The 20,286-nt window shown below is 47.6% G+C and carries 21 protein-coding genes and 2 tRNA genes; 4 read left to right on the top strand and 19 right to left on the bottom strand.

The genetic code is table 11. The features are described from left to right. Positions 1-154 precede the first annotated feature (154 nt). On the top strand, positions 155-349 hold the full coding sequence (locus IPJ67_04245) for a hypothetical protein (protein QQR77324.1): 195 nt from the start codon (positions 155-157) through the stop codon (positions 347-349). 96 nt (positions 350-445) lie between these two features. On the opposite strand, the gene IPJ67_04250 is transcribed toward IPJ67_04245, so the two are convergent. From IPJ67_04250 to rny, 7 genes are all read right to left on the bottom strand, one after another. After that, positions 446-2,152: a hypothetical protein gene (locus IPJ67_04250; protein ID QQR77325.1), complete on the bottom strand. Its 1,707-nt coding sequence runs from the start codon at positions 2,150-2,152 to the stop codon at positions 446-448. A gap of 90 nt (positions 2,153-2,242) precedes the next feature. Next, entirely contained in the window at positions 2,243-2,821 is a 579-nt protein-coding gene (locus tag IPJ67_04255) for a glucosaminidase domain-containing protein (protein ID QQR77326.1), read from the bottom strand. A gap of 52 nt (positions 2,822-2,873) precedes the next feature. Next, positions 2,874-2,944, bottom strand: a tRNA-Gly gene (locus IPJ67_04260). Between the two features lie 65 nt (positions 2,945-3,009). Further along, a complete protein-coding gene (locus IPJ67_04265) occupies positions 3,010-3,726 on the bottom strand; it encodes an FAD-dependent oxidoreductase (GenBank protein ID QQR77327.1) in 717 nt (238 codons plus the stop codon). 37 nt (positions 3,727-3,763) lie between these two features. Next, a tRNA-Pro gene (locus IPJ67_04270) sits at positions 3,764-3,834 on the bottom strand. 232 nt (positions 3,835-4,066) lie between these two features. Next, positions 4,067-4,339, bottom strand: a complete 273-nt coding sequence (locus IPJ67_04275; GenBank protein ID QQR78039.1) for an HU family DNA-binding protein — start codon at positions 4,337-4,339, stop codon at positions 4,067-4,069. 153 nt (positions 4,340-4,492) lie between these two features. Further along, a complete protein-coding gene (gene rny, locus IPJ67_04280; GenBank protein ID QQR77328.1) occupies positions 4,493-6,025 on the bottom strand; it encodes a ribonuclease Y in 1,533 nt (510 codons plus the stop codon). A gap of 361 nt (positions 6,026-6,386) precedes the next feature. Between rny and IPJ67_04285 the strand changes: the two genes are divergently transcribed. Further along, positions 6,387-7,958, top strand: coding sequence for a 2,3-bisphosphoglycerate-independent phosphoglycerate mutase (locus IPJ67_04285; protein QQR77329.1), 1,572 nt, complete (start codon positions 6,387-6,389; stop codon positions 7,956-7,958). Positions 7,959-8,101: 143 nt separating this feature from the next. Here the strand turns inward: IPJ67_04285 and IPJ67_04290 are convergent, their stop codons facing one another. The 5 genes from IPJ67_04290 to nusA form a co-directional block, all read right to left on the bottom strand. Continuing rightward, positions 8,102-8,692: an ATP-dependent Clp protease proteolytic subunit gene (locus IPJ67_04290; GenBank protein QQR77330.1), complete on the bottom strand. Its 591-nt coding sequence runs from the start codon at positions 8,690-8,692 to the stop codon at positions 8,102-8,104. A 162-nt stretch (positions 8,693-8,854) separates the two neighbouring features. Continuing rightward, positions 8,855-10,147 (bottom strand): trigger factor, encoded by a 1,293-nt coding sequence (tig, locus tag IPJ67_04295; protein ID QQR77331.1) that lies wholly within the window; start codon positions 10,145-10,147, stop codon positions 8,855-8,857. Between the two features lie 126 nt (positions 10,148-10,273). Then, positions 10,274-10,666 carry a hypothetical protein gene (locus IPJ67_04300; GenBank protein QQR77332.1) on the bottom strand — a complete coding sequence of 131 codons (393 nt, stop codon included), beginning with the start codon at positions 10,664-10,666 and terminating at the stop codon, positions 10,274-10,276. Positions 10,667-10,773: 107 nt separating this feature from the next. Continuing rightward, on the bottom strand, positions 10,774-11,310 hold the full coding sequence (locus IPJ67_04305) for an inorganic diphosphatase (protein ID QQR77333.1): 537 nt from the start codon (positions 11,308-11,310) through the stop codon (positions 10,774-10,776). Positions 11,311-11,430: 120 nt separating this feature from the next. Next, on the bottom strand, positions 11,431-12,849 hold the full coding sequence (gene nusA / locus IPJ67_04310; GenBank protein QQR77334.1) for a transcription termination/antitermination protein NusA: 1,419 nt from the start codon (positions 12,847-12,849) through the stop codon (positions 11,431-11,433). A 489-nt stretch (positions 12,850-13,338) separates the two neighbouring features. Between nusA and IPJ67_04315 the strand changes: the two genes are divergently transcribed. Together IPJ67_04315 and IPJ67_04320 are read left to right on the top strand one after the other, a co-directional pair. After that, complete coding sequence (locus tag IPJ67_04315) at positions 13,339-14,106, top strand: hypothetical protein (GenBank protein ID QQR77335.1); 768 nt, start codon at positions 13,339-13,341, stop codon at positions 14,104-14,106. Continuing rightward, the gene (locus IPJ67_04320; protein QQR77336.1) at positions 14,106-15,437 is read left to right on the top strand and encodes a hypothetical protein; all 1,332 of its coding nucleotides are present in this window, start codon (positions 14,106-14,108) and stop codon (positions 15,435-15,437) included. The genes IPJ67_04315 and IPJ67_04320 overlap by 1 nt, the downstream gene beginning before the upstream one ends. Before the next feature lie 66 nt (positions 15,438-15,503). Here the strand turns inward: IPJ67_04320 and IPJ67_04325 are convergent, their stop codons facing one another. The 7 genes from IPJ67_04325 to IPJ67_04355 all read right to left on the bottom strand — a co-directional run bounded on the left by IPJ67_04325 (position 15,504) and on the right by IPJ67_04355 (position 20,271). Then, on the bottom strand, positions 15,504-16,439 hold the full coding sequence (locus IPJ67_04325; protein QQR77337.1) for a hypothetical protein: 936 nt from the start codon (positions 16,437-16,439) through the stop codon (positions 15,504-15,506). 86 nt (positions 16,440-16,525) lie between these two features. Further along, positions 16,526-17,251 carry a hypothetical protein gene (locus IPJ67_04330; protein QQR77338.1) on the bottom strand — a complete coding sequence of 242 codons (726 nt, stop codon included), beginning with the start codon at positions 17,249-17,251 and terminating at the stop codon, positions 16,526-16,528. Between the two features lie 223 nt (positions 17,252-17,474). Then, positions 17,475-17,768, bottom strand: a complete 294-nt coding sequence (locus IPJ67_04335; protein QQR77339.1) for a hypothetical protein — start codon at positions 17,766-17,768, stop codon at positions 17,475-17,477. A 22-nt stretch (positions 17,769-17,790) separates the two neighbouring features. Next, positions 17,791-18,597, bottom strand: a complete 807-nt coding sequence (locus IPJ67_04340; GenBank protein QQR77340.1) for a hypothetical protein — start codon at positions 18,595-18,597, stop codon at positions 17,791-17,793. A gap of 195 nt (positions 18,598-18,792) precedes the next feature. Further along, complete coding sequence (locus IPJ67_04345) at positions 18,793-19,173, bottom strand: hypothetical protein (GenBank protein ID QQR77341.1); 381 nt, start codon at positions 19,171-19,173, stop codon at positions 18,793-18,795. 85 nt (positions 19,174-19,258) lie between these two features. Further along, a complete protein-coding gene (locus IPJ67_04350; protein QQR77342.1) occupies positions 19,259-19,528 on the bottom strand; it encodes a hypothetical protein in 270 nt (89 codons plus the stop codon). A gap of 20 nt (positions 19,529-19,548) precedes the next feature. Further along, positions 19,549-20,271, bottom strand: a complete 723-nt coding sequence (locus IPJ67_04355; GenBank protein ID QQR77343.1) for a hypothetical protein — start codon at positions 20,269-20,271, stop codon at positions 19,549-19,551. Between the last annotated feature and the right edge of the window lie 15 nt (positions 20,272-20,286).

A 20,286-nucleotide genomic window follows, 5' to 3' on the forward strand; every position in this document is an offset into this window, starting at 1 on the left:
ATACTTCAGTATACGGATTTCCGAAACTTGTGTGAATATTGACACAGAAGTTTTTTTAAGGTATACTGGACTTGTTGGAAGGTAGAAACGGGTGAGGTCGAAAGACCACGCCCGTTTTTTTGTCTTCCTTCTTAATTCGTTAAGCGTATGTCGTATGGATGAAGAAATGCAGGAAGGTGAATCGGGAACCGCATGCACCCATGAAGGTGGTTGCAATTGTGAAGACCCGACAGATGAGACATCTGCACCACAGGGACAAGAAGGGAAAGAAGAAATTGCTCTCGCATTTCTCCTCGCCCTTATGCCACTGGTCGTCCTCACCTTCTTCGGACAAGTCGGCCTCATATAAAATATAGCCGACCGTCTCCGAACTTTCCCCTTGCAAAAAATCTCCCCGAAAGAGGAGATTTTTTGTAGTGAAATATACACGTCCAAAAAATATGGTCTACGGTGTCGATTGAGAAGACAGCGATGCATCAAACGAAGCCGCGACTGGCGGTGTCACTACGATTGTCTTATTTTTCGATTTCTCGCCAAACCATGCCTGTCCCTCGCGGAGCATACGCCACTGGAAATCATAGGTTCCCGGCTTCTCTGGTGCCGTCACTGTGAAACCAAACGTAATCTTCTTCTTCGGTTCCACGGTCTTCCCCGGAAAAATGAAGACTCTCCCACCCCACGTCGCATTGTCCTGCGGATTTTGCGACCCGAGCCGGTATCCGGATTCATCCGACCACGTCGTTGTTCCAGCATTTTTCAGAGATACTGACACTGTGTATTTTTGCCCAGCAACCATGGTATCTGGAACATCTTGATCATCAAACTCCGCATCATCCTGTTCTTCTTTCTTCCCCCCTTCCGAAATAGAAATGCCCTTCATTCGCACAGGCTCTTGAATCGATATCGCTTTCTCGACGTCGATACCCTCAATTGGAATCGACCGAAGAAGTTCATTCATCGTGTCCTCATCCTTGCACGAATATCGATTGTCTGGGGAATAAAAACTCTTCTTGGCACCATAACAACCACCGTTCTTGTCATACAGTGTCGCGAGGAATGGAAAAAGGAAACCGGTTTTTTCTTTAGGATCGTTAAATTTCTCAGAAAGTTTCTTCAACGTCTTTGCTCGATCATCCCGATTCATGCCAGCAAACACACTCATGTCATCACCGGCAATTCCACTCCAATCCAAATGGAGAAGCACCATATTAGCATGAGAGAGATAGCGACTATTCCACAAAAGCGCCCAACACCAACCTTGCGATTCATATCGCGAAGCGCAAGGCTTCTCTTCGACATCTCCGTCCTTAGTGACACCAACACCGCCCTCGATATAATCGAAAAGGTCGAGATATTTCTTACTCGTAATCGTATTCGTCTGCGCTCCAATAGCGATTTTCATCCGTTTCGAACGAGCATATTGACGCATTTCTTCGAGAATACCCGACGCGCCACTTCGATCAGCATCTTGAAAAGCAATCTGACCAAAAAGGAAACTCCGAATCCCGATATCCATAGCCTTCCGCGTAATATCTCGCACATACGCACGATAGTCATCACTCGCAAAAGACGCCTTGCAGGTATTATCCCCCCAAAACCCCTCACTCTTCTCTTGGCACATATCTGAAAACTTCAAAACACGATTCTCAACAGAAGAATAGTATTCTGCTTTCGTATTGAGCGCTTCTGAGATGAACATTCCGTACACTACATCCGGCTTCGTAATGAGCTGTTGTGTCCGACGGGCAAGCTCAAAATCAGGCGGGTTAAGCCACGATTCAAGCGCGCGGTGCAAGTACAAACATTCGGAGCGATTAATAAGGTCGACCGACGCCCGTGTGTCACCGCCATATCCAGAGAGAAGTCCATCTGCCACACATCCTCGTCGTTTCATAACCTCAAGCAAATCTGCCGGACGATCAATGCTTGCATTTGACTCAGTCTCGATGTCAAGCGAAACAATCCACACGAGACTAATAACCGTACCAGCAATAAACGCAAGAAGTAGCGCCCCCTTCCACGTCTTCACGCGAGTCCGCTTCATGGAAATATAGGTGCGCCCCCACCAGCTGTGAATTTCCCGCGTCACCATGTCAATCTCCCGAATTTTTGGTTCCCGATGATCGTCGGAAAAGCGAGGTATCTGATTCATATGCCTTCACTATAGCAAAAAAACCTCTCCAAAGGAAAGATTTTTGTCGGCAAGAGCAGAATTTATACACGTCAAAACCAAATCTCTTCTTTATTTCGAGAACTTACCCACATAGTAGGCAACATCAGAAACCCATTTCTCTTCCGATAAATCAAGTGGCGCGTCCAAGAAGCCTCGTTTCCACACAACCAGCTTTCGAGGCGTATCAAGCCCCTGATCAATCATGAGTGTCCGCAATCTCGCCCCGACAACAACAACTGCTTCTTGAGGTGAGGCAAAACAACTGTAGCCAGAGGCTGTCGTGTTTTCTGGACCACGATATCCCCAATAGTTATAGCAATCACGCCCGTCCTTCTGTGGCGCCACCGATCCCCAATTGCTCTCCTTCTTGGCGATAGCAACAAGGAAAACCGCCACATCGCGATCCTGCTCCAAGAGCGCTGGAACCATCTTCCTCATCGGATGTCCAAAGACAAGCGCCTGCAACTTGAGTTCAAAGAAACTCTTTGGTAATCGCATCTCAGAAATCTCATCTGCTGCATATTTCCCAAACGACGAAACAAACACCGTCACGCCAAGTGCCACAAAAAGAAACCCTGCCAGAAAAATATGACTCCAATCCGAGCGCTGAAAAAATGACATTGATGGAGAATGTTTTGTTTTTGACACACGCTGTCCACAAGAAAAAACGAGATCCTCCTCGACTTTTGAAATATCCAAGAGCGAGAGACGGGAATCGAACCCGCATATCTAGCTTGGAAGGCTAGCGTACTACCACTGTACTACTCTCGCTGACCACAGCAATGTCGCCAGTATACCGTCCGGAAAGCATTTTTGTAAAGCTCTCCCGCAAGAAACTACAGTCCTACAAACGGATCCTGCTTAATAGCATCTTTCTCGATACCATACCCTGCAAGAAGCACCTCCATCGCCTTTGTAAAGCTCGGGGTGCCCACAAGATAGTAAATTGGTGCTTTCACATTTGGAAGATGCTTCGCAATCATCTCATCACAAATAAATCCGCGATCAGCATCCCACACGCACACCGATCGATCCGTTTCCGTCATAGTAAATATCGGGTGATACGAAATATTTGGAAACGTTTTCAGCTCGTCGAGAAATGGTGTATCTTCCGGTCGATAATTCGAATAGAAAAGAAAGAACTCTCGTGTATTGCTATCATGATTTGCCTGTCGCAAAATACTCCGAGCAGGCGTAATCCCAATACCGCCAACAAGAAACACGATTGGTCGCTGATCACCCGAGAGGAGAGTAAATTGTCCAATCGGTGCGCCAACCAGCATCTCATCTCCTGGCGAAAGCGCTGCGATTGTTTTCTTGTAGCCACTTTCCGAGATTCGCATCGCAAAAAGTAAATGATCCTCATAGGGCGCCGACGCAATTGACATACAGCGATTCACTCCTCGGGAGTCGTCTTCAACAAGCTTCGGAACGGCGAGCACACTATATTGTCCCGCTACAAAAGAAAAATCTACTGGTTTCTCGAGCTTCACCGCAAGAGTATTCTCTGCTACCTCAGAAATTTCCAGAACTCTTGTTGAGAACGTTTTCATACTCGTAAAGACAAGCAAATAACACTTCTCCACCTTGTCGGGCCGCTGGGAATCGAACCCAGTCTACATGCTCCCAAAGCACGCGTACTACCGGTATACGACGGCCCGAATACTCAATCATCCCTCTTGCAATTGCACACAGACTAAGAGCCTTTTTTTAAAAAAGCGTCAAAATGTGCACCTTGCGCACTGTTTTTCAGAAAAAACAAGTATATCTTAACAGAATCCTAAGAAACATTCCTCATCAGGCTTGACCCATGACTTCCCTAGAGTACCAGTGAGTTCGAAAAAGCACAAATCCCCCTCCCGGGGGATTGTATGCTTCTATCTTTTGTTTTGTCTACTTTACAGAATCTTTCAACGTCTTTCCAGCTGTAAATTTAGGAACGGTCATTGCTGGGATATTAATCTTCGCCTTGGTCTGCGGGTTGATACCCACGCGAGCAGCACGATTTGAAACACGGAACGTTCCAAAGCCAGTCACCGTCACCTTGTTGCCAGCACGCAATTCCGCCGTCACCACATCCACAAACGCCTCAATTACCGCGCTAACATCTCTCTTTGAGAGATCTGTCTTCTCGACAATCGCATGCGTCAGCATGTCCTTGTTAATGTTCTTTGCCATAGTCTCCACCTACCTTTCTAGATTGTCCGTAAACAGAAAAAGTTCTTTCGTCCTCTTTCCGCCCAGGGTTTCGTTTTATGCCCCATCATTTTAGCCTCTCCCCAAAAAGAAAGCAAATGCGCTCAAAAAATACGACTCACTTTACCGCGCATATTCCACCGCGCGCATTTCACGAAACACGATAACACGGATCTCGCCCGGATATTTTAATTCCTCTTCAATACGCTTTGAAATATCTTTGGCAAGCTTCATAGCGCCGAGATCATTCGTCTTCTCCGGACTAACAAAAATACGAACTTCTCGCCCTGCCGAGAGCGCATAGGAACGCTCGACTTCATCAAACGTATTGATAAGCGCTTCAAGCTCTTCGAGTCGTTTGATGTATTTCTCCGCCGTCTCTTTCCGAGCACCCGGACGCGCCGCCGAGATAGCATCAGCCGCGGTCACAATATACGACTCAAGCGATGAGTGAGGAAATTCGTCATGATGGCAGCGCATTGCCTCTGCCACTTCCTTCGCCACACCAAATTTCTCAAGAATCCGAATGCCAATCTTCACATGCGTACCCTCAATCTCATGATCAACTGCCTTGCCAATATCATGGAGAAGTCCTGCCTTCTTCGCGACCGCTACATTGCCACCAAGCTCAGACGCAAGTGCGCCCGCAATAGCCGACACCTCGAGCGAATGCGTCAGCACATTCTGCTTATAGCTATAACGAAAACGAAGTCGCCCGAGAATATAGAGAAGCTTTGGGTGAAGCCCGGGGACACCCGCATCATAGGCAGCTGTCTCCCCTGCCTCGCGAATATTTTCATCTACCTGTTTCTTCGCTTCTTCTACTACTTCTTCAATACGCGCCGGATGAATCCGTCCATCGGCAATAAGTTTTTCGAGAGCAATCTTCGCCGTTTCACGTCGCACCGGGTCAAATCCCGAAATCAACACAGTCTCTGGTGTATCGTCAACGATAAGCTCTACGCCGGTCAACTTCTCGAGTGTCCGAATATTCCGTCCTTCTTTTCCAATAATCTTCCCCTTCACGTCATCCGAAGGAAGTTGCACTGTTGTCGTCGTAAATTCCGATACATGTGAACGGGAATAGCGCTGAATCACCTGCGCCATAACAGACATCGCCTTTCGCTCCATTTCTTCCTCACCCTCTTTTTGAAGCTTCGACATGCGCTTCACAATGACGTCTTGATTCTCCTCTTCCATGAGTTGGAAAAGAATATCCTTCGCTTCTTCTTTGCTCAATCCAGCTATTTTTTGAAGGCGAAGCATCTCTTCTTCACGAGCCTTCTCTGTTTCCGTACGAATTGCTTGAACTTCCTCTGCTTTTTTTTCGATAACTTTCCGAGAACGATCCAGTTCAGCATTTCGAGCGTCGAGCGCTTCTTCTCTCGACTCGATGCGGCGCTCCAGACGAAGGATCTGATCTTCCCGCTCCTTTTCTTTTTGCTTCGTTTCCTCAAGAATCTGCACTGATTTCTTCTTTGCTTCAAGCAAAATATCTTCTGCTCGTTTTGAAGCGTCAGCAGTCATTTGTTCGGCTTTTCCTTCTGCAGTCGAGAGCTGGCGCTTTGCGATACTCTGTCGAGCAAGATAGCCCAAAACCGAGCCCGCAGAAAGCGTGAGCATGGTCAAGAGCACTAACGTAAGATCGGAGGACATATGATTATCGTCCGTCCGCAACAAGACACAAAGACTAAAATACTGATGAAGAGCGTGCTCTCAGAAAATACCTGTTCTACACGCGACTTTCTACACAAAATTTCGAGAACACAAACAAAGAAAATCAAAAAGTATCATAGACAAAGAAGACTTGTTGGAAACGGAAGACTAAACGAGTTAAATACAGGCTACGCCCCATCATAAAACGAGACCAGTCTTTTGTCAAAGAAGCGCCAAAATGATAAGATGATGGAGACACTTGCGATTGCAAAACATAAAATCAACAAATCCAAGCAAAGAAAGAACTCGCAAACATCGCGAAAGTCTCCTGTCAGAAATTTCCAAATTTACATCGTATTCTATGTATCGACCGCTTGTACTCGTCGTCCTCGACGGATGGGGACTCAGCAGCAGCACGCAAGGAAATCCAATTCGCGAAGCAACACTGCCCACCATCGACAAACTCAACAAATACTACCCCATGACCGCACTCCAGGCATCGGGCATTGCCGTGGGACTCCCTTGGAATACTCCCGGAAACAGCGAGGTTGGACACATGACTATCGGCTCCGGGCGCGTTATCTATCAAAATCTCCCTCGAATATCTCTCGCTGTACAGGATGGTTCGTTTTTCAAAAATGAAGCATTTGTAAGTGCTATGTCGCGCGTCAAGGAAAATGGCGGCGCACTGCACATCATGGGACTTGTCGGCGAAGGTTCCGTCCATTCGAACAAAGACCACCTTTATATGCTCCTCCAAATGGCCGCGCAAAACGGTCTTACCAAGGTTTTCATTCACGCATTCACTGATGGACGCGACTCTCCGCCAACATCCGGCGTACACACGCTCAAAGAAGTCATCTCCCGTACCACCATGCTTGGTGTCGGCACACTCGCGAGTATCGGTGGCAGGAACTGGGGCATGGATCGCAACAACAACTGGGAGCGTGTTGAGAGGGCATACCGAGTTTTCACCGAAGGTGCTCCCACAACCGAAGATTTCATTGCCTATACAGAAGCATCCTACCAAAAGGGCATCACTGATGAGTACATCGAACCAGTTGCACTCTCCCAAAATGGGAAGCCCGTAGGCATCATACAAGACGGGGATTCGATTATCTTCTTCAACTATCGCGAAGATCGCGCGCGAGAAATGACCAAAGCTTTCTCAGTACCCGATTTCGACAACTTTCCAAGACCAAAGAAACTCGACGTCGACTTTGTTACCATGACCGAGTATGAGCGTAATCTCCCTGTCCATGTCGCCTTCGCACCCGAGAAAGTCACCAATACGCTCGGAGAGGTACTCAGTAAGCACGGCAAAATCCAACTCCGCATCGCAGAAACCGAGAAATACGCCCATGTCACATACTTCTTCAATGGAGGCACTGAGAAAGCCTGGCCAGGGGAAGAACGTATGCTTGTCCCATCCCCCTCAGTGGCTCACTTCGACGAAATCCCCGAGATGAGCTCTGCTGAAACAACCAGCAAAACTATCGAAGCTGTGCGATCAGGAAAATACGACTTCATCCTCCTCAACTACGCAAGTCCCGACATGGTAGGACATACCGGCAATGAACAAGCTTCTATCGAGGCTGTCGAATCAACCGATAAATGCCTCTCTCTGCTCATTCCCGCCGTCCTCCAGGCTGGTGGCGCACTCCTCATCACCGCTGATCATGGCAATGTCGAAGAGGTCCGCAATCTCAAAACCGGCGAAAAAGACACCGAGCATTCCAAAAACCCCGTCCCTCTCTGGTTTATCACCGCCAACAATCACCGAGAAAAAAGCGCTGAAGAAATGGTACGCGAAGAAACGCAAATCGAGGGACTCCTCTCAGACATCGCCCCCACCATCCTCGATCTCATGGAAATAGAGAAGCCTGAAGAAATTCACAGCCAAAGTCTCTTGCGCCTTTTCCAGAAGAAATAGCCACACACAAGAGAGTTGATAACTCTAGAGATATATTCATCTCCCACTCTCTGTCTTCTTTGCAGAAGCAAGAACTCGGGTTTCACATAACAAAAACCGCCTTTCAAAAAGAAAGCGGTTTTTATGTGCAGTCCATTCCAAGATTATTTCCTGTCAAGCACTTTGTCCACAATCCCATAAGTAAGGGCTTCGTCGGCACTCATGAAGCGATCTCGTTCCGTATCAAGGGCAATTTTTGAAATCTTTTGCTTCGTGTGTTTCGCGAGAATCGCATTCAATCGGTCACGCGTCGCAAGAATATGCCGAGCATGAATATCAACATCCGTCGCCTGTCCCTCGGCGCCGCCGAGCACCTGATGAATCATCACTTCAGCATTAGGAAGTATCAGACGCTTCCCGGTCTTCCCAGAGGCGAGCAGTATCGCCGCTGCACTTGCCGCCATACCAACACAAATCGTCTGCACATCGGGCTTCACATACTGCATCGTATCGTAAATAGCAAGCGCAGACGTCACCGACCCTCCGGGCGAATTGATATACATCTTGATATCCTCCTTCGCATTCTCCGACTCAAGAAAAAGAAGCTGTGCAATAATAGCGTTCGCCATACCATCCTCAATCCGCGTTCCAACAAAGATAATGCGGTCTTTCAACAAGCGCGAATAAATATCATACGCCCGCTCACCAAAGTGCGTCTTCTCTATCACCGTTGGAATAAGATACTGAGCTTCCATAAGTATTGGACCAAGTTATACTAAAGCCTTCTATCGTTTACGCCGAGACTCCAAAAAGAAATTCTTCGAACATGAATTCAGCATTTGTGAAGTACGTGAGGAGCATTTCTTTTTGGAGTCTCGGCAATTCTCAAAGTCACAGGGATAAGAGCAGACTTGGAATCATTTCAGTCCCTCCAAAAATTCCAGCACTTTTTCATTGCGAAGTCGTCCGTGGGAATACTGATGAAGCCGTTCGAGATCAATATCTTTTTCTGCCTGCTTTGTCGAACGATAATACTGGAGCACACGATTCATCTCCGCTTCGATATCAGCAGCAGACGGCTCAAGCTCACGATCCAGAGCGATTTTCTCGAGCGCAAGTGCCGAAAGCACGCGACGATTCGCCTGAGGAGTCCAATCTTTCTCCAGCTCCTCACGCGTTTTCTTCGACTTTACCAAGAAATCATCAAGACTCGTGTTCATCTGCGAGAGCTGGGCCTCAAATTCGGCAAGCATTTTCCCGCGCTCCTCCGCGAGCAAAATATCCGGAATTTCCGCTTTTGATGCCTCTACAAGTGCCTCAATAATGTTGCCGCGACGCTCTTCGCGAAGCGCAGATCGTTTCTCCTCAAGCATACCCTCTCGAATATTCTTTTTCAGTGCCTCAAGATTTTCAAACTTCCCAAGAGACACGGCAAAAGCATCATCAACCGGAGGAATCTCACGCTCCTCGACTGCCTTCATCGTCACCTCAAAGCGTGCTGGTTTCCCTGCCAGATGCGCCGCGTGATATTCCGCCGGAAAGGTCAGATCAAACGATTTCTCCTCGAGAGCATGCATGCCAAGTATCGCCTCTTCAAAGCCTGGGATAAACGTTCCTTTCCCAAGAATCATATGATGCCCCCGCGAAACGCCATTCTCTATCGGCACGCCGTCTTGGAGCACGCGAAAGTCGATCTCCACGCCATCACCCGACCGCGCCTCGCGATTCACTGTCACAAATTTTGCCCGACTCTCGGCAACCGTCCGCAATTCCTTATCGATATCTTTCTCATCAATCGTCACTTCTTTCTTTTCTGCGTCCGCATTTGCTTTCTTCACGCCCTTTTCCCAATCAGAAAGCGAGAGTTCCGGCATGACTGCCGTTGTAATGACATATTCAAAGTCTCCACCCTCATCGCTTTTCTTTATCTCCGCCTTTGGTCGCCCAATCGCGTCAATGTGATGCTCCCCCAAAACTTTTTCATACGAATCGTGAAGTGCATGTTCTGTCGCCTCAGCAAGTATTGCGCCCTTTCCCACCTTCTGCTCTATCAAATTCCGTGGCGCCTTCCCCGCACGGAAACCCTGCACCTTCACACTCTTCGCCACTTCCTCTGTTGCATGCGCAAAAGCACCCTTCCATTCATCCCACGCGAGCGAAACCGAGATTTCCACCTCCGACTTCGGCAATTTTTTGATATCAACCTGCATACTCAAAATAGTTTAATTCCAAAGACTGACGATATATCATCTCATACATTTTTGAAATTGCCAAGGGGAAAAATTAAATGCCGTCTCGTTCCCGATCCGGCATTTGTCAAACCATACAAGCCTCCTTTAAATCCCTAGCCTCTCTGCCGATTCATATCCCGCGCGTTTAAACCGCGCGAAAAAATCATCGTCCTCGCTAGCATCTGGAAGTTTTATTCCTCCCATGTTTTCCATGCGCTTCTCAGTAAGGGCGAACTCAAACATGTCTACTGCCAGCTCAAAATCTCTGACAAAATCACGAGCATCCTGTGCCGTCCAAGGGATATCATCGTCAAATCCATCAGATTCAGAATCATCATAAAGCCAAGATGAATCACTCTCATCAAAAGGCTCATGATAATCATCAAAGTAGTCCCCATCGAACCCATAATATCTCGCAAGCCCCTCCTCAATCAAATCATAAAATTCGTTGCAGCGATATTCTTTGCTCTTAAAAAGGAGCTCTTGCTTTCTGGACATCTGATTTCTCCAGTTGGACAGTTGGAAACGAACGAAAAGAGAATAAAATAACTATCAGAATTTTAGACCAAAATAGATATTTTGTCAATACTAACCTGAATAAAAATCTACTTCCTCCCAAACTTCTCTTCATACAAACGAATACCCTTCTTCACAGCTGCAAAGGCTTCTTTCTTTCCCTCAAAGCCTTTGATAACTACCATCTTGCCATCCTCGATAGACTTATATGTCTCGAAGAAATGCCGTATCTCTTTCAAGGTATGCGGATTCACATCCTTCAGCGTTTTCACGGTATCCCAGCGAGGATCCTTGGCGGGCACGGCGAGAATCTTGTCGTCGCTTTCGCCGCAATCCACCATATGCATCACGCCGATGACGCGCGCATCTACCAATATGCCTGGTGCCAAAGGATACGTCGAGAGAAGCGCCACATCGAGCGCATCGCCATCTTCCCAGAGCGTCTGTGGCACAAAGCCGTAGTCAAACGGGTAGTCCTGCGAGGTCTTCATGGCACGATCAAGCTTGATAAGCCCCGTCTTCTTGTCGATCTCGTACTTATTCTTCGAACCCTTCGGGCATTCAACAATCACGTTCACGATTTCTGGCGCCTTCTCGCCATACGAAATATCTTGCCACAGATTCATAGGATGGAATGTTAAGAGCTTATGTGAAAACTTAGAGCCCACTAAAAAGTATCAAAAAGGCGTACTTCTTGCACTGTTTTTCAGAAAAACAGGCTTTCTTAACAGGCTCTCAGAAATGAGTTATTCGTCATTCTTTTTCTCTTCTTGTTTATCAACTGCTTCATCATTCACTGACTCCGATACTGATGATGAAAGTTCCGCCGGTGATTCTACAGATGACTCGGCGTCCAATACCGTAGCATCTTCACCTTCAATCTCAGATTCGGTTTCGGTTTCAGCGCTTTTCTTCGTGCCACTTCCGGCAATGTCGATACGAAGTCCGGTCAATTTCGAGGCCAATCGCACATTCTGACCCTTGCGACCGATTGCGAGCGAGAGCTGATCTTCCGGCACGTGTACAACGGCTGTCTTCGCTTCTTCATTGAGGTCAACTTTGGTCACTTTTGCCGGACTAAGCGCCGCTTTGATAAACTTATGCATATCCTCATTCCACTCGATGATATCGATTTTCTCACCGCCAAGTTCATCGATAACCGCCTGCACGCGCGTTCCCTTCTGCCCGACGCATGAGCCAATAGGATCAACGCCTTCTTCTGCCGTAAAAACTGCGATCTTGGTACGCGAACCCGCCTCACGAGCAACGCCCTTGATTTCAACCGTTCCTGCAAAGATTTCCGGCACCTCGAGTGTAAAGAGATGCCGCACCATCTCAGCATGCGCGCGAGACAATGTGATTCCAGGACCCTTCGCATCCGCCTCAACGCGGAGGATATACACTTTGATACGCTGTCCGATGCGATAGTTCTCGCCTTCCATCTGCTCTGATGGGAACAGCGCGCCCACAGATTTGCCAAGGTCAACAAAGACGATCCGTCCGTCAATACGCTGGATAGTCCCGTTCACAATAGTGCCCTCCTTGCTCTTGTATTCAGCAAACATACTCTCGCGCTCCGCCTCGCGTATACGCTGTATAATCACCTGCTTCGCCGTCTGCGCCGCTACCCGACCAAATTCCTGCTGTTCTTCAAGTGGCAAATCAATCGTCTCACCAAGCGTAGCATCTGATTTCACAGCACGCGCTTCCTCAAGCGTCATATCACGCTCCGCATTAAATCGCGGCAAGTGTTCCTCGTCTTCGTCGCCAGGAATCGACTCCATCACCTCCACAGCCGTCGATTTCTTGCCCTTCTTCTCAGGAGATGTTTTTTCAGCTTCTTCCAGCTCTTCCCCGACGAATTCTCGCATCGTCTCGTCAACTACTTCTTTTTCAAGGAAATATTTCGCCGATTTCGTCACCTTGTCGAATTCAGCACGAATCACCTGCCCGCGCTTTCCATAGTCTTTCTTGTACGCTGCAGCAAGCGCTGCCTCCACCACTTCGATTACCTTCTCTTCGGAAATGCCCTTCTCTTCGGCAAGCTGGAGCACAGCACTTCCAAATTCTCCAAGACGAATAGACCCGGATTGCCCAGGTATCTTCTCCTCACCATCCTCTTCCTGCTCGATATCCACCTCAAGCATTTTCTTCTTTCGCGCCATATTCATGGGTATTATAAATCAAAAATTTCGTGTCCTTTGCAAAACTCTCAAGAAAAAAGGCTCGCTCACGCGAACCAAAGCCATACCAACTGGAAACTAATCGAAGTATAGCACCAAAGAGAAAAGACGTCAAATAGCGACCACTTTCTCTACATCGTTTCATCTCAGCACCCACGTGTTTTCGAAATCACAATCCCACTTTTCCCATACCCCCCATCCTTCTTCGTAAAGACGTAGGATACCATATCTCTACGGGAGGTTTCCGAGACATCTATGCACAAGCGATACCCTTTGCAGGTGTCAAATTCCGTCAAATCATTATCGTGCCGCCCTCATCCCATTCATGTTTATAGACATTGACACCTAACAAAAAATATGCTATATTCGAGAGCCATCCTCAATACTCCTTTTCCCTGCCAACAGGTACGGAAAGAAGAGAAAAAGAGATGGTAAACAAGCAACTTAACAACGGAAAAAGAAGAGGACATCATGATGAAACTTCTTGAACTCTTTGACATCCCTGGGGTATGGGCTCTTTGGAGAACTAGGCCCGGGGCAGGCGCAGGAGCACCATCAATTGGAGCTCAACCGCCAAAAGCTGAGACAGGCGCCAAATCGAATGTTCTCGGCATTGGAAAAACAGACGAGGCTCTCGCATTTGACGCAATAGCCGACGCCCTTATGGATAATGCCTTGGTATCGCGAGAAGAGGCTGCGGCATTTCTCAGAAATATCGCCAAACTCTCCTTACAAGAATGCATCAGCCTTGAGAGAACTTTCGGAATAGACGAGCAGGAACGCGAGTTCGTCGAAGAAACCACCGAGAAAGATGCCAAAGGGAAAGATGTAAAGAAAAAGAAGAGCCATAAAGAAGTCATGAACTTCAGAGGAAAAAGAATGGCCGTGAACATCTGTAAGATGTCTCTCATCGATGAAGTGGCGGCACTAAACTTCATGAAATCAATGGGAGCAACCCGAACGACTGGCGATATTTGGAAAGACCACTTTGAGAACGCAAAAAGGCTTCTCGAGAAATACGAGCTTTCTGACACACGCGTGGTCGCTTCAATTGGAAAAACGGGAAATAAGCTTGCCTCTTTTCTAGGGTGGGCAATCATTCCCCTTCTTTCCTGGGCAATTCTCATTACCATCCTTCCTTCCAACAAAAATGGGAGTGAGGTTGTGATAGCAACTGTCATTGTGCTTCTTGGAATAGCTCTTGCAGCTATTCGAAAGTTCTTCTGGAGGAAAAACTGATGTGGACTGTATCGAAGAAAGTGTGGTACGCATCCGTCGGGATATTCGTCGGGCTCCAAATCGTCGCATATTTGATCGGTACCCATTTCATAGGGACCGACCAGCAAGCCGCAGTTTGCATCACACTGTCAATCGCATTGGCAGTAACCACTCCGCTCATTCTCTTCATACCCGAAGTTTTTGCACTAACCGCTATCATCGGGTTTCTGAATGGGATGGTTCCAGGCGGTCTTCGTCCAGGAGATTCGATCCAGATTGCTCTAGACAAAGTCTTTCGGGGACTCGCCTACGTGGCACTTGCCGACAGCTTTATGTTCCTTTTCTTTGGAACATGGAACTTTGGTCTGTATCCGGGAGCAGCCAAGCTAATACTGGCGGCGGCGGCAAGTCTCACGTGCTGGGCAGCTGTGCACCGAGAAGGAACATGGTTCAAAAAAATATCCCTCTGGTATCCCGTGGCAGTTATCGCTGTTGCACTCGTTGCAACACTAGTTCCAGGGATTATCCCAGGAAAAGCCGAGCAAGCACTAAAGCGGGCAAATCAAGCGCTTGTCGACATTCAAAACGATGTCGCCAAAAAGCAGATTGATGAAATCATGGGTCATATCGAAAAACTCAGGCTGGAGAATGACCCACAGAATGTGCACCTCATTGAGGAAGATGTGAAAAAGATGGAGTGGATAGGGCGGAATCTCACCAGAAAGGGGGTCATTGAAGGATTCTTCACGGATCCGGACCATCAGACTCCATCATCGTGGGTTATCGCAATCGCCACTATATTTATAATCTTCTGGGCACTCAGGAAATACCCGAGGGTAACGAATATAGTTGGGACACTCTTCCTTCTCCTCATAATAGGCGGGATCATTTGGTTTGCCTTCACGGTACCAGGAAAAGAGCTGGGGAAGGAAATCCTAAGGGGGGCAAACAGCATCAAGGAAGGGGCTGTTGTGTACTCAACAAGTCTCAGCAAAATAGAGGAGGCAACCCTAAAGGTTCCAAATATAGATCCGGGGTACTACCGATTCCGAATCTACCCTCAAAGGGAGCAGTACGCATTCTCCTGCGCAAATGGGGGGTCGGGATTTGGAAATCCAATCCCAGCAGCCGAGAATGTCACTGCGTCTGATAGGACATATGGAAATATCCTTCTACGTGGATCCAAAACGGTAGCAAGCGATGCGCAACCGTCGGAAGGGAATCTTATTCTCGTGCAAGATGATAGGAATGTCATCGTATCGTTTAATTTCCCACAAGAAAAAAGATCTCTTATTAAGGGATGTGCCATAACTGGTGGATTGAAAATGGAAGTTCAATTCATAAAGAGCTGAAAAACCAAAGCGGGCAGAGGAAATCCTCTCGCCCGCTTTAAAATTTCCAAAAATATACCTTTATTCCTACGCTCCCGCAAAGAATGCTGCCAGCTGACGAACAATAACCAAGGAGGCGAGTGCCACGACAACGCCAAGAAGTGCATATGTGACAATCTTCTTCCCCGTCGTAATCCGATCCTGGCTCCCTGCTGCCGTGAGAAACATCCCTCCACCAATCACGAGCATGATAATCGAGAGCGTCCCCACGATACCCAAGAGGAAATTCAACACCGAGAGGAGTATATCCGCCGCACTCGGTGCAGTCTTCACGACATCCGGAACCCCCCATCCCAAAACCGTCGCGATTTCCTTGAGGAATGTGGGCGCGAGTATCCCGATAGCAAGCCCGATAAGCGCCGCCGTAATCGCCGTCTTTGCCATCGTCACTCGCCCCTGATTGCCCCCTGAAGTGATATAAAGCACCGCGCCGATCACAATAAAGACAAGTGACAAGACCACAATCACTCCCTGCAAAGCATAGAGCAATGCCATCAATACCTGCTGGACAGTGTTGTATTTCAGAGGATTGACCAATGAAATATTCACCACCTGTCCCGCTGTTCCGCCAGTTCCGCCCCCTCCGGAACTTTTCAAAACACAATATTTTGGAGTTGAATCTTTATCACAAGCACCTGTTGGTGGCTTTCCAGAACAAGACGTCTTCTCATCCTCCGTAGCAACATCACAACTCGCCTTGCAAGTACCCCCTGTGCACGTGGAGGATGAAGTATTCGACACCGTTCCATAACAGCAAAGAAGCGACCCAGAGCACCCTGTCGCCGCAGATGATTGCGTGCCGGAACAAGTCTGTGTTGCAGTATCAAAGCAAGTGCCACTATCTGTCGTAGTAGCACTCTTGCATGTCTGCGCCTGCGCACTTCCAGGCAAGATCGCAAAAAACCCTATCCCCAACACCATCCCTATCACCGCCATCCTTGCAAATTGTGCAAAATTTCTCATAATTGATTCGTGTATTTTCCTCTCCCCCCTTATACCGCCTACTGTTGTAGAGAGACAAAATCTTGCGTCTCTACAATATTTTATCCTCACCCTCCCCAGCCTGTCGCGCGCAAGAGCGAATCGACCGCAATGAGAATCACGAGCCCCGAGAGCGCAACGATAACCCCGATGATAGAGTAGTTCATATTCCGCTTCGCCGTCTCTATCATATTCATATTCCCCGCCGCTGAGAGATACTGTATGCCGGAAATAACAAACGCGATAATGGCGAGAAATCCGAAGAGATAGAGCATCCACTTCATGAGATTGATGATAATGCTCGCCACCGATGTCTCCGAGAGCCCCGTATTGAGAGGGAAGCACACTCCCGCATACTCCTTGAATTTCGCCGGATCACACTTTACCGCGGTCGCTGTCCCACCACCGGGTGTTGTCGTGCTCGATTTGCAATACTTCATCGAGCCAGTGCATTGCGACAGCGTACACGTCGTATCCTCGCTCTCTCCTGTCGCACACGTTGCCTTGCACCCTCCGCCAGTACACGCTGTCGCTGCATTGGAAATACAACACGTCGTATTGTCATTAGAGCAATCGCCCCTCCCTGCTGTCCCATTGCACACCTCGCCTTCTCCAATACATTTCCCACTTTGCCCGTTGTAAGTACATGCTGTCGTTGCACCTCCTGCAGCTTTACAATATTTCGTTCCAGTAGGACAGGCAACGAGCGCACATGTTGGATCGTCTTCTCCAGTGCAGCTTACCGCGCACTGCGTATTAAAATTTGGACAACTAGCAACAAAAGAATTTGGCACACAAGCTTTCTCTGTACATCCCAATTCTGTTTTACAAGCATTGGTAACTTCCAACTGTGTTCCACATGAAGACATACATGTCACTTCACGACATGCAGCATAAGTTAAGTTTACTGAAAACAACAAAATCCCACTCATCACCAGAAAAGAAGCAACCAATCCAAAAAAAGAAACTTTTTTCATACGAAAGAGAAAATATCTCACTTCAAAAAAACTTGCTTCATCAAAACTGCGTCCCAGCATTGAGCCATGTATCCACTGCCAATACGACGACATAGCCGACAAGTGCGGTAATAACGCCAATGATAGACCATTTCATCGCTTCTTTGGCGGTCTTCACCTGCCCATCATTTCCTGCAGCTGTAAGATAGAGAATGCCAGAAATCACAAAACCGATAATCGCGATAAAGCCAAGGATGGCGAGAAGCCAGTCCATTGTCCCAGCAATAATATCGTAAATCGGCGCATCCGGCAGAAGCGACTGATCACCGCCCTCGAAATAGGGTTTGTCTCCCATAATCCTGAAGAATAAAGATAAATCACGAGCCACTCAAAAGGAAATCCGCTGCAAGAATAATCACATATCCGACAAGTGCCACGATAACGCCAACAATAGACCACGTCATAGCCGCTTTCGCCGTCTTTATTTGCCCGTCATTCCCCGCAGCTGTGAGGTAGAGCAACCCAGAAACAACGAAGGCAATAATCGCGATAAACCCAAGAATCGCAAGAAGCCACATCATGAACCCCGATACGATTTGTCGTATGGTAGCATTCGGAAGCTCCGACTGATCCCGAGCGCTCTGAAACCCTGTGGTCCATCCGCCACTCGTATCCGTTCCCGTACCACCGCCCGTCGTCGTACTCACCGGTTTACAGCAGTATCGTCCTGTACCACACGCCTCGTCCCGACTACTCAATCGTTCATACCCCGTACCACCACAATTGCTCGTCGCGGAGCAGAAGTAATTCGTCCCAGCGCCCACACAGGCATTGGTCGTACCGCCACCCCCGCTCGAGGTACAACAGTCCGGTGTCGATCCTGTGCAATCTGCACTTCGGTGTACATAAGAACCCGTCGGACAAGAAAGTTGTGCCGCACATGTTCCCTGACTCCCATCGTCCGACGCTGTACAAAGAGCTCCTGCATTCCCCGTCGGCGTAGTATTCCCTTGACAACAATACCTGCTTGGACAATTGTCATCGATATTCCACGATCCCGAACACGCTGCCGGATCGGACACGCAATTTCCGCCCGAACATGTCTGCGCCTGCACTTCGGGAACAAAAAAAAGTCCCGAAAGAAAAAGAAGTCCAAATCCAAAAAATGTCGTCACCAATTTCATAGTCGCAGTATATCACAAAACCAGAAAACAGAAAAAAGAATCCCCCTGTCAAGAACAGCGCTTTTTTTTGCAAGAGGAGATGCAAACAAACGTTTTTGAAACTGGAACAATGAACATTCCTCACAAATTCGCCAAACCAAAACGCCCCCGACAAAAGTGTCGGAAGCGCTCCAGAAAGAAACCTTCGAAGAATTCTTAGATGCTCGAATTCGAACTCGCATTGAGCCACGAATCCACAGCACTCACGATAACATAACCGATAAGTGCGACAATAACGCCCATGATAGACGCCATCAAAGCACCCTTTGCATTCCCAATACGCTTTTCGTCTCCCGCAGCGGTGAGGTACATGATACCAGCGATTACAAAACCGACAATCGCAATAAAACCCAAAATCGCGAGGAGATAATTCATCGTTGTATGGATGATGTCATACACGCTCGCATTCGGCGTGCCACCACTCTGCGCATTACTGTCCCCGGCAGACCACTGTCCAAACGCTACCATTGGAACCGTCACAAACGTGACGATAAGCGCGAACGCCCCGATATTTTTCAAAATAAGTGATTTCTTCATAATATTTCTCTCACCTCCTTTCTGTTTTAATATTGAGCATTTATCCATTCATCATTCCCGCCTTCGCGAGAATAACGGGAAAATGTTATGCAAAAAATTTCGCTATTGCTCGAACCAACACCAAGGCTCCTAGCCCAATCGCGACACCGACAATCGCCCATGAGAACGACTTCTTCGCCATATCGAGTCGCGCCGGACTCCCGCTTGCTGTGAAGTACAAAATCCCCGAAAACACTAGTGCAATTATAACAACAAACCCAAATATCGACAACAAAAGGTCAAGCATACGAAAGAGCGCCGTCGCCAAAGTCGGCGCATCATCAATCACTCCAGCAGCTTGTACAATAGGAATCATAATAAGAAGTACGTGGAAAATTATAATCCGTATTGTTTATTCCTTCTCCACAATTTCACAACTATCCATGCGCCAATGCCAACCAAAACCAGCACAACAATCCCAATAATCAAAACAACCACATTCGTCCCACCAGAAGTGCTCGCCACCGTACCCGCCGTCACAACAGGAGCCACCTGAACACCGCGTAAAAGCACTTCTCCCGACTTCGGATCTTTTATTACATCATTGTTTTGCTTCAGTAGTTTCTGCGTTTCCGGACTGAAATGTACAGCTGTTCCGACACAATCAGGAATGCAGGTATTCATATTCTCCCCATTCTCATACTCACAGATATTATTCTCATTGCACGTAAGAAATTGGGAAAGATCTTGAGACAGTATAGGAGCACTTATGCCCGATCGATATACCGCAAGCGAACGAGCAAAGCTCAAATACGGCGCATCAAAAAGAAAGGCACCGTCAGTATCGGGACTGAAATTCTTATGAGCTATTTCTTCTCCATTTTCAAAAAGAAACACGAGGGAGAAATCCCCGCCAGCACCTTCATCAAAAAATTCTAACGGATTCAAATTCTGGTCAGGATTTACTTGAACAGGGATACCTTTTGATTCATCAAATATCAGTCGATTCGACCCTTTGTCATACTGAAAGTGTATCTGATAAATAGAAGCATCTGCCCGAGATAATGGGAGAAGCCCAAGAAACACACTCACCAAAAAAAATACAAAGATATTTCTCATAACAAATTTCAGAAC

The organism is Candidatus Moraniibacteriota bacterium, from assembly GCA_016699385.1.
GTDB lineage: Bacteria > Patescibacteriota > Minisyncoccia > Moranbacterales > UBA1568.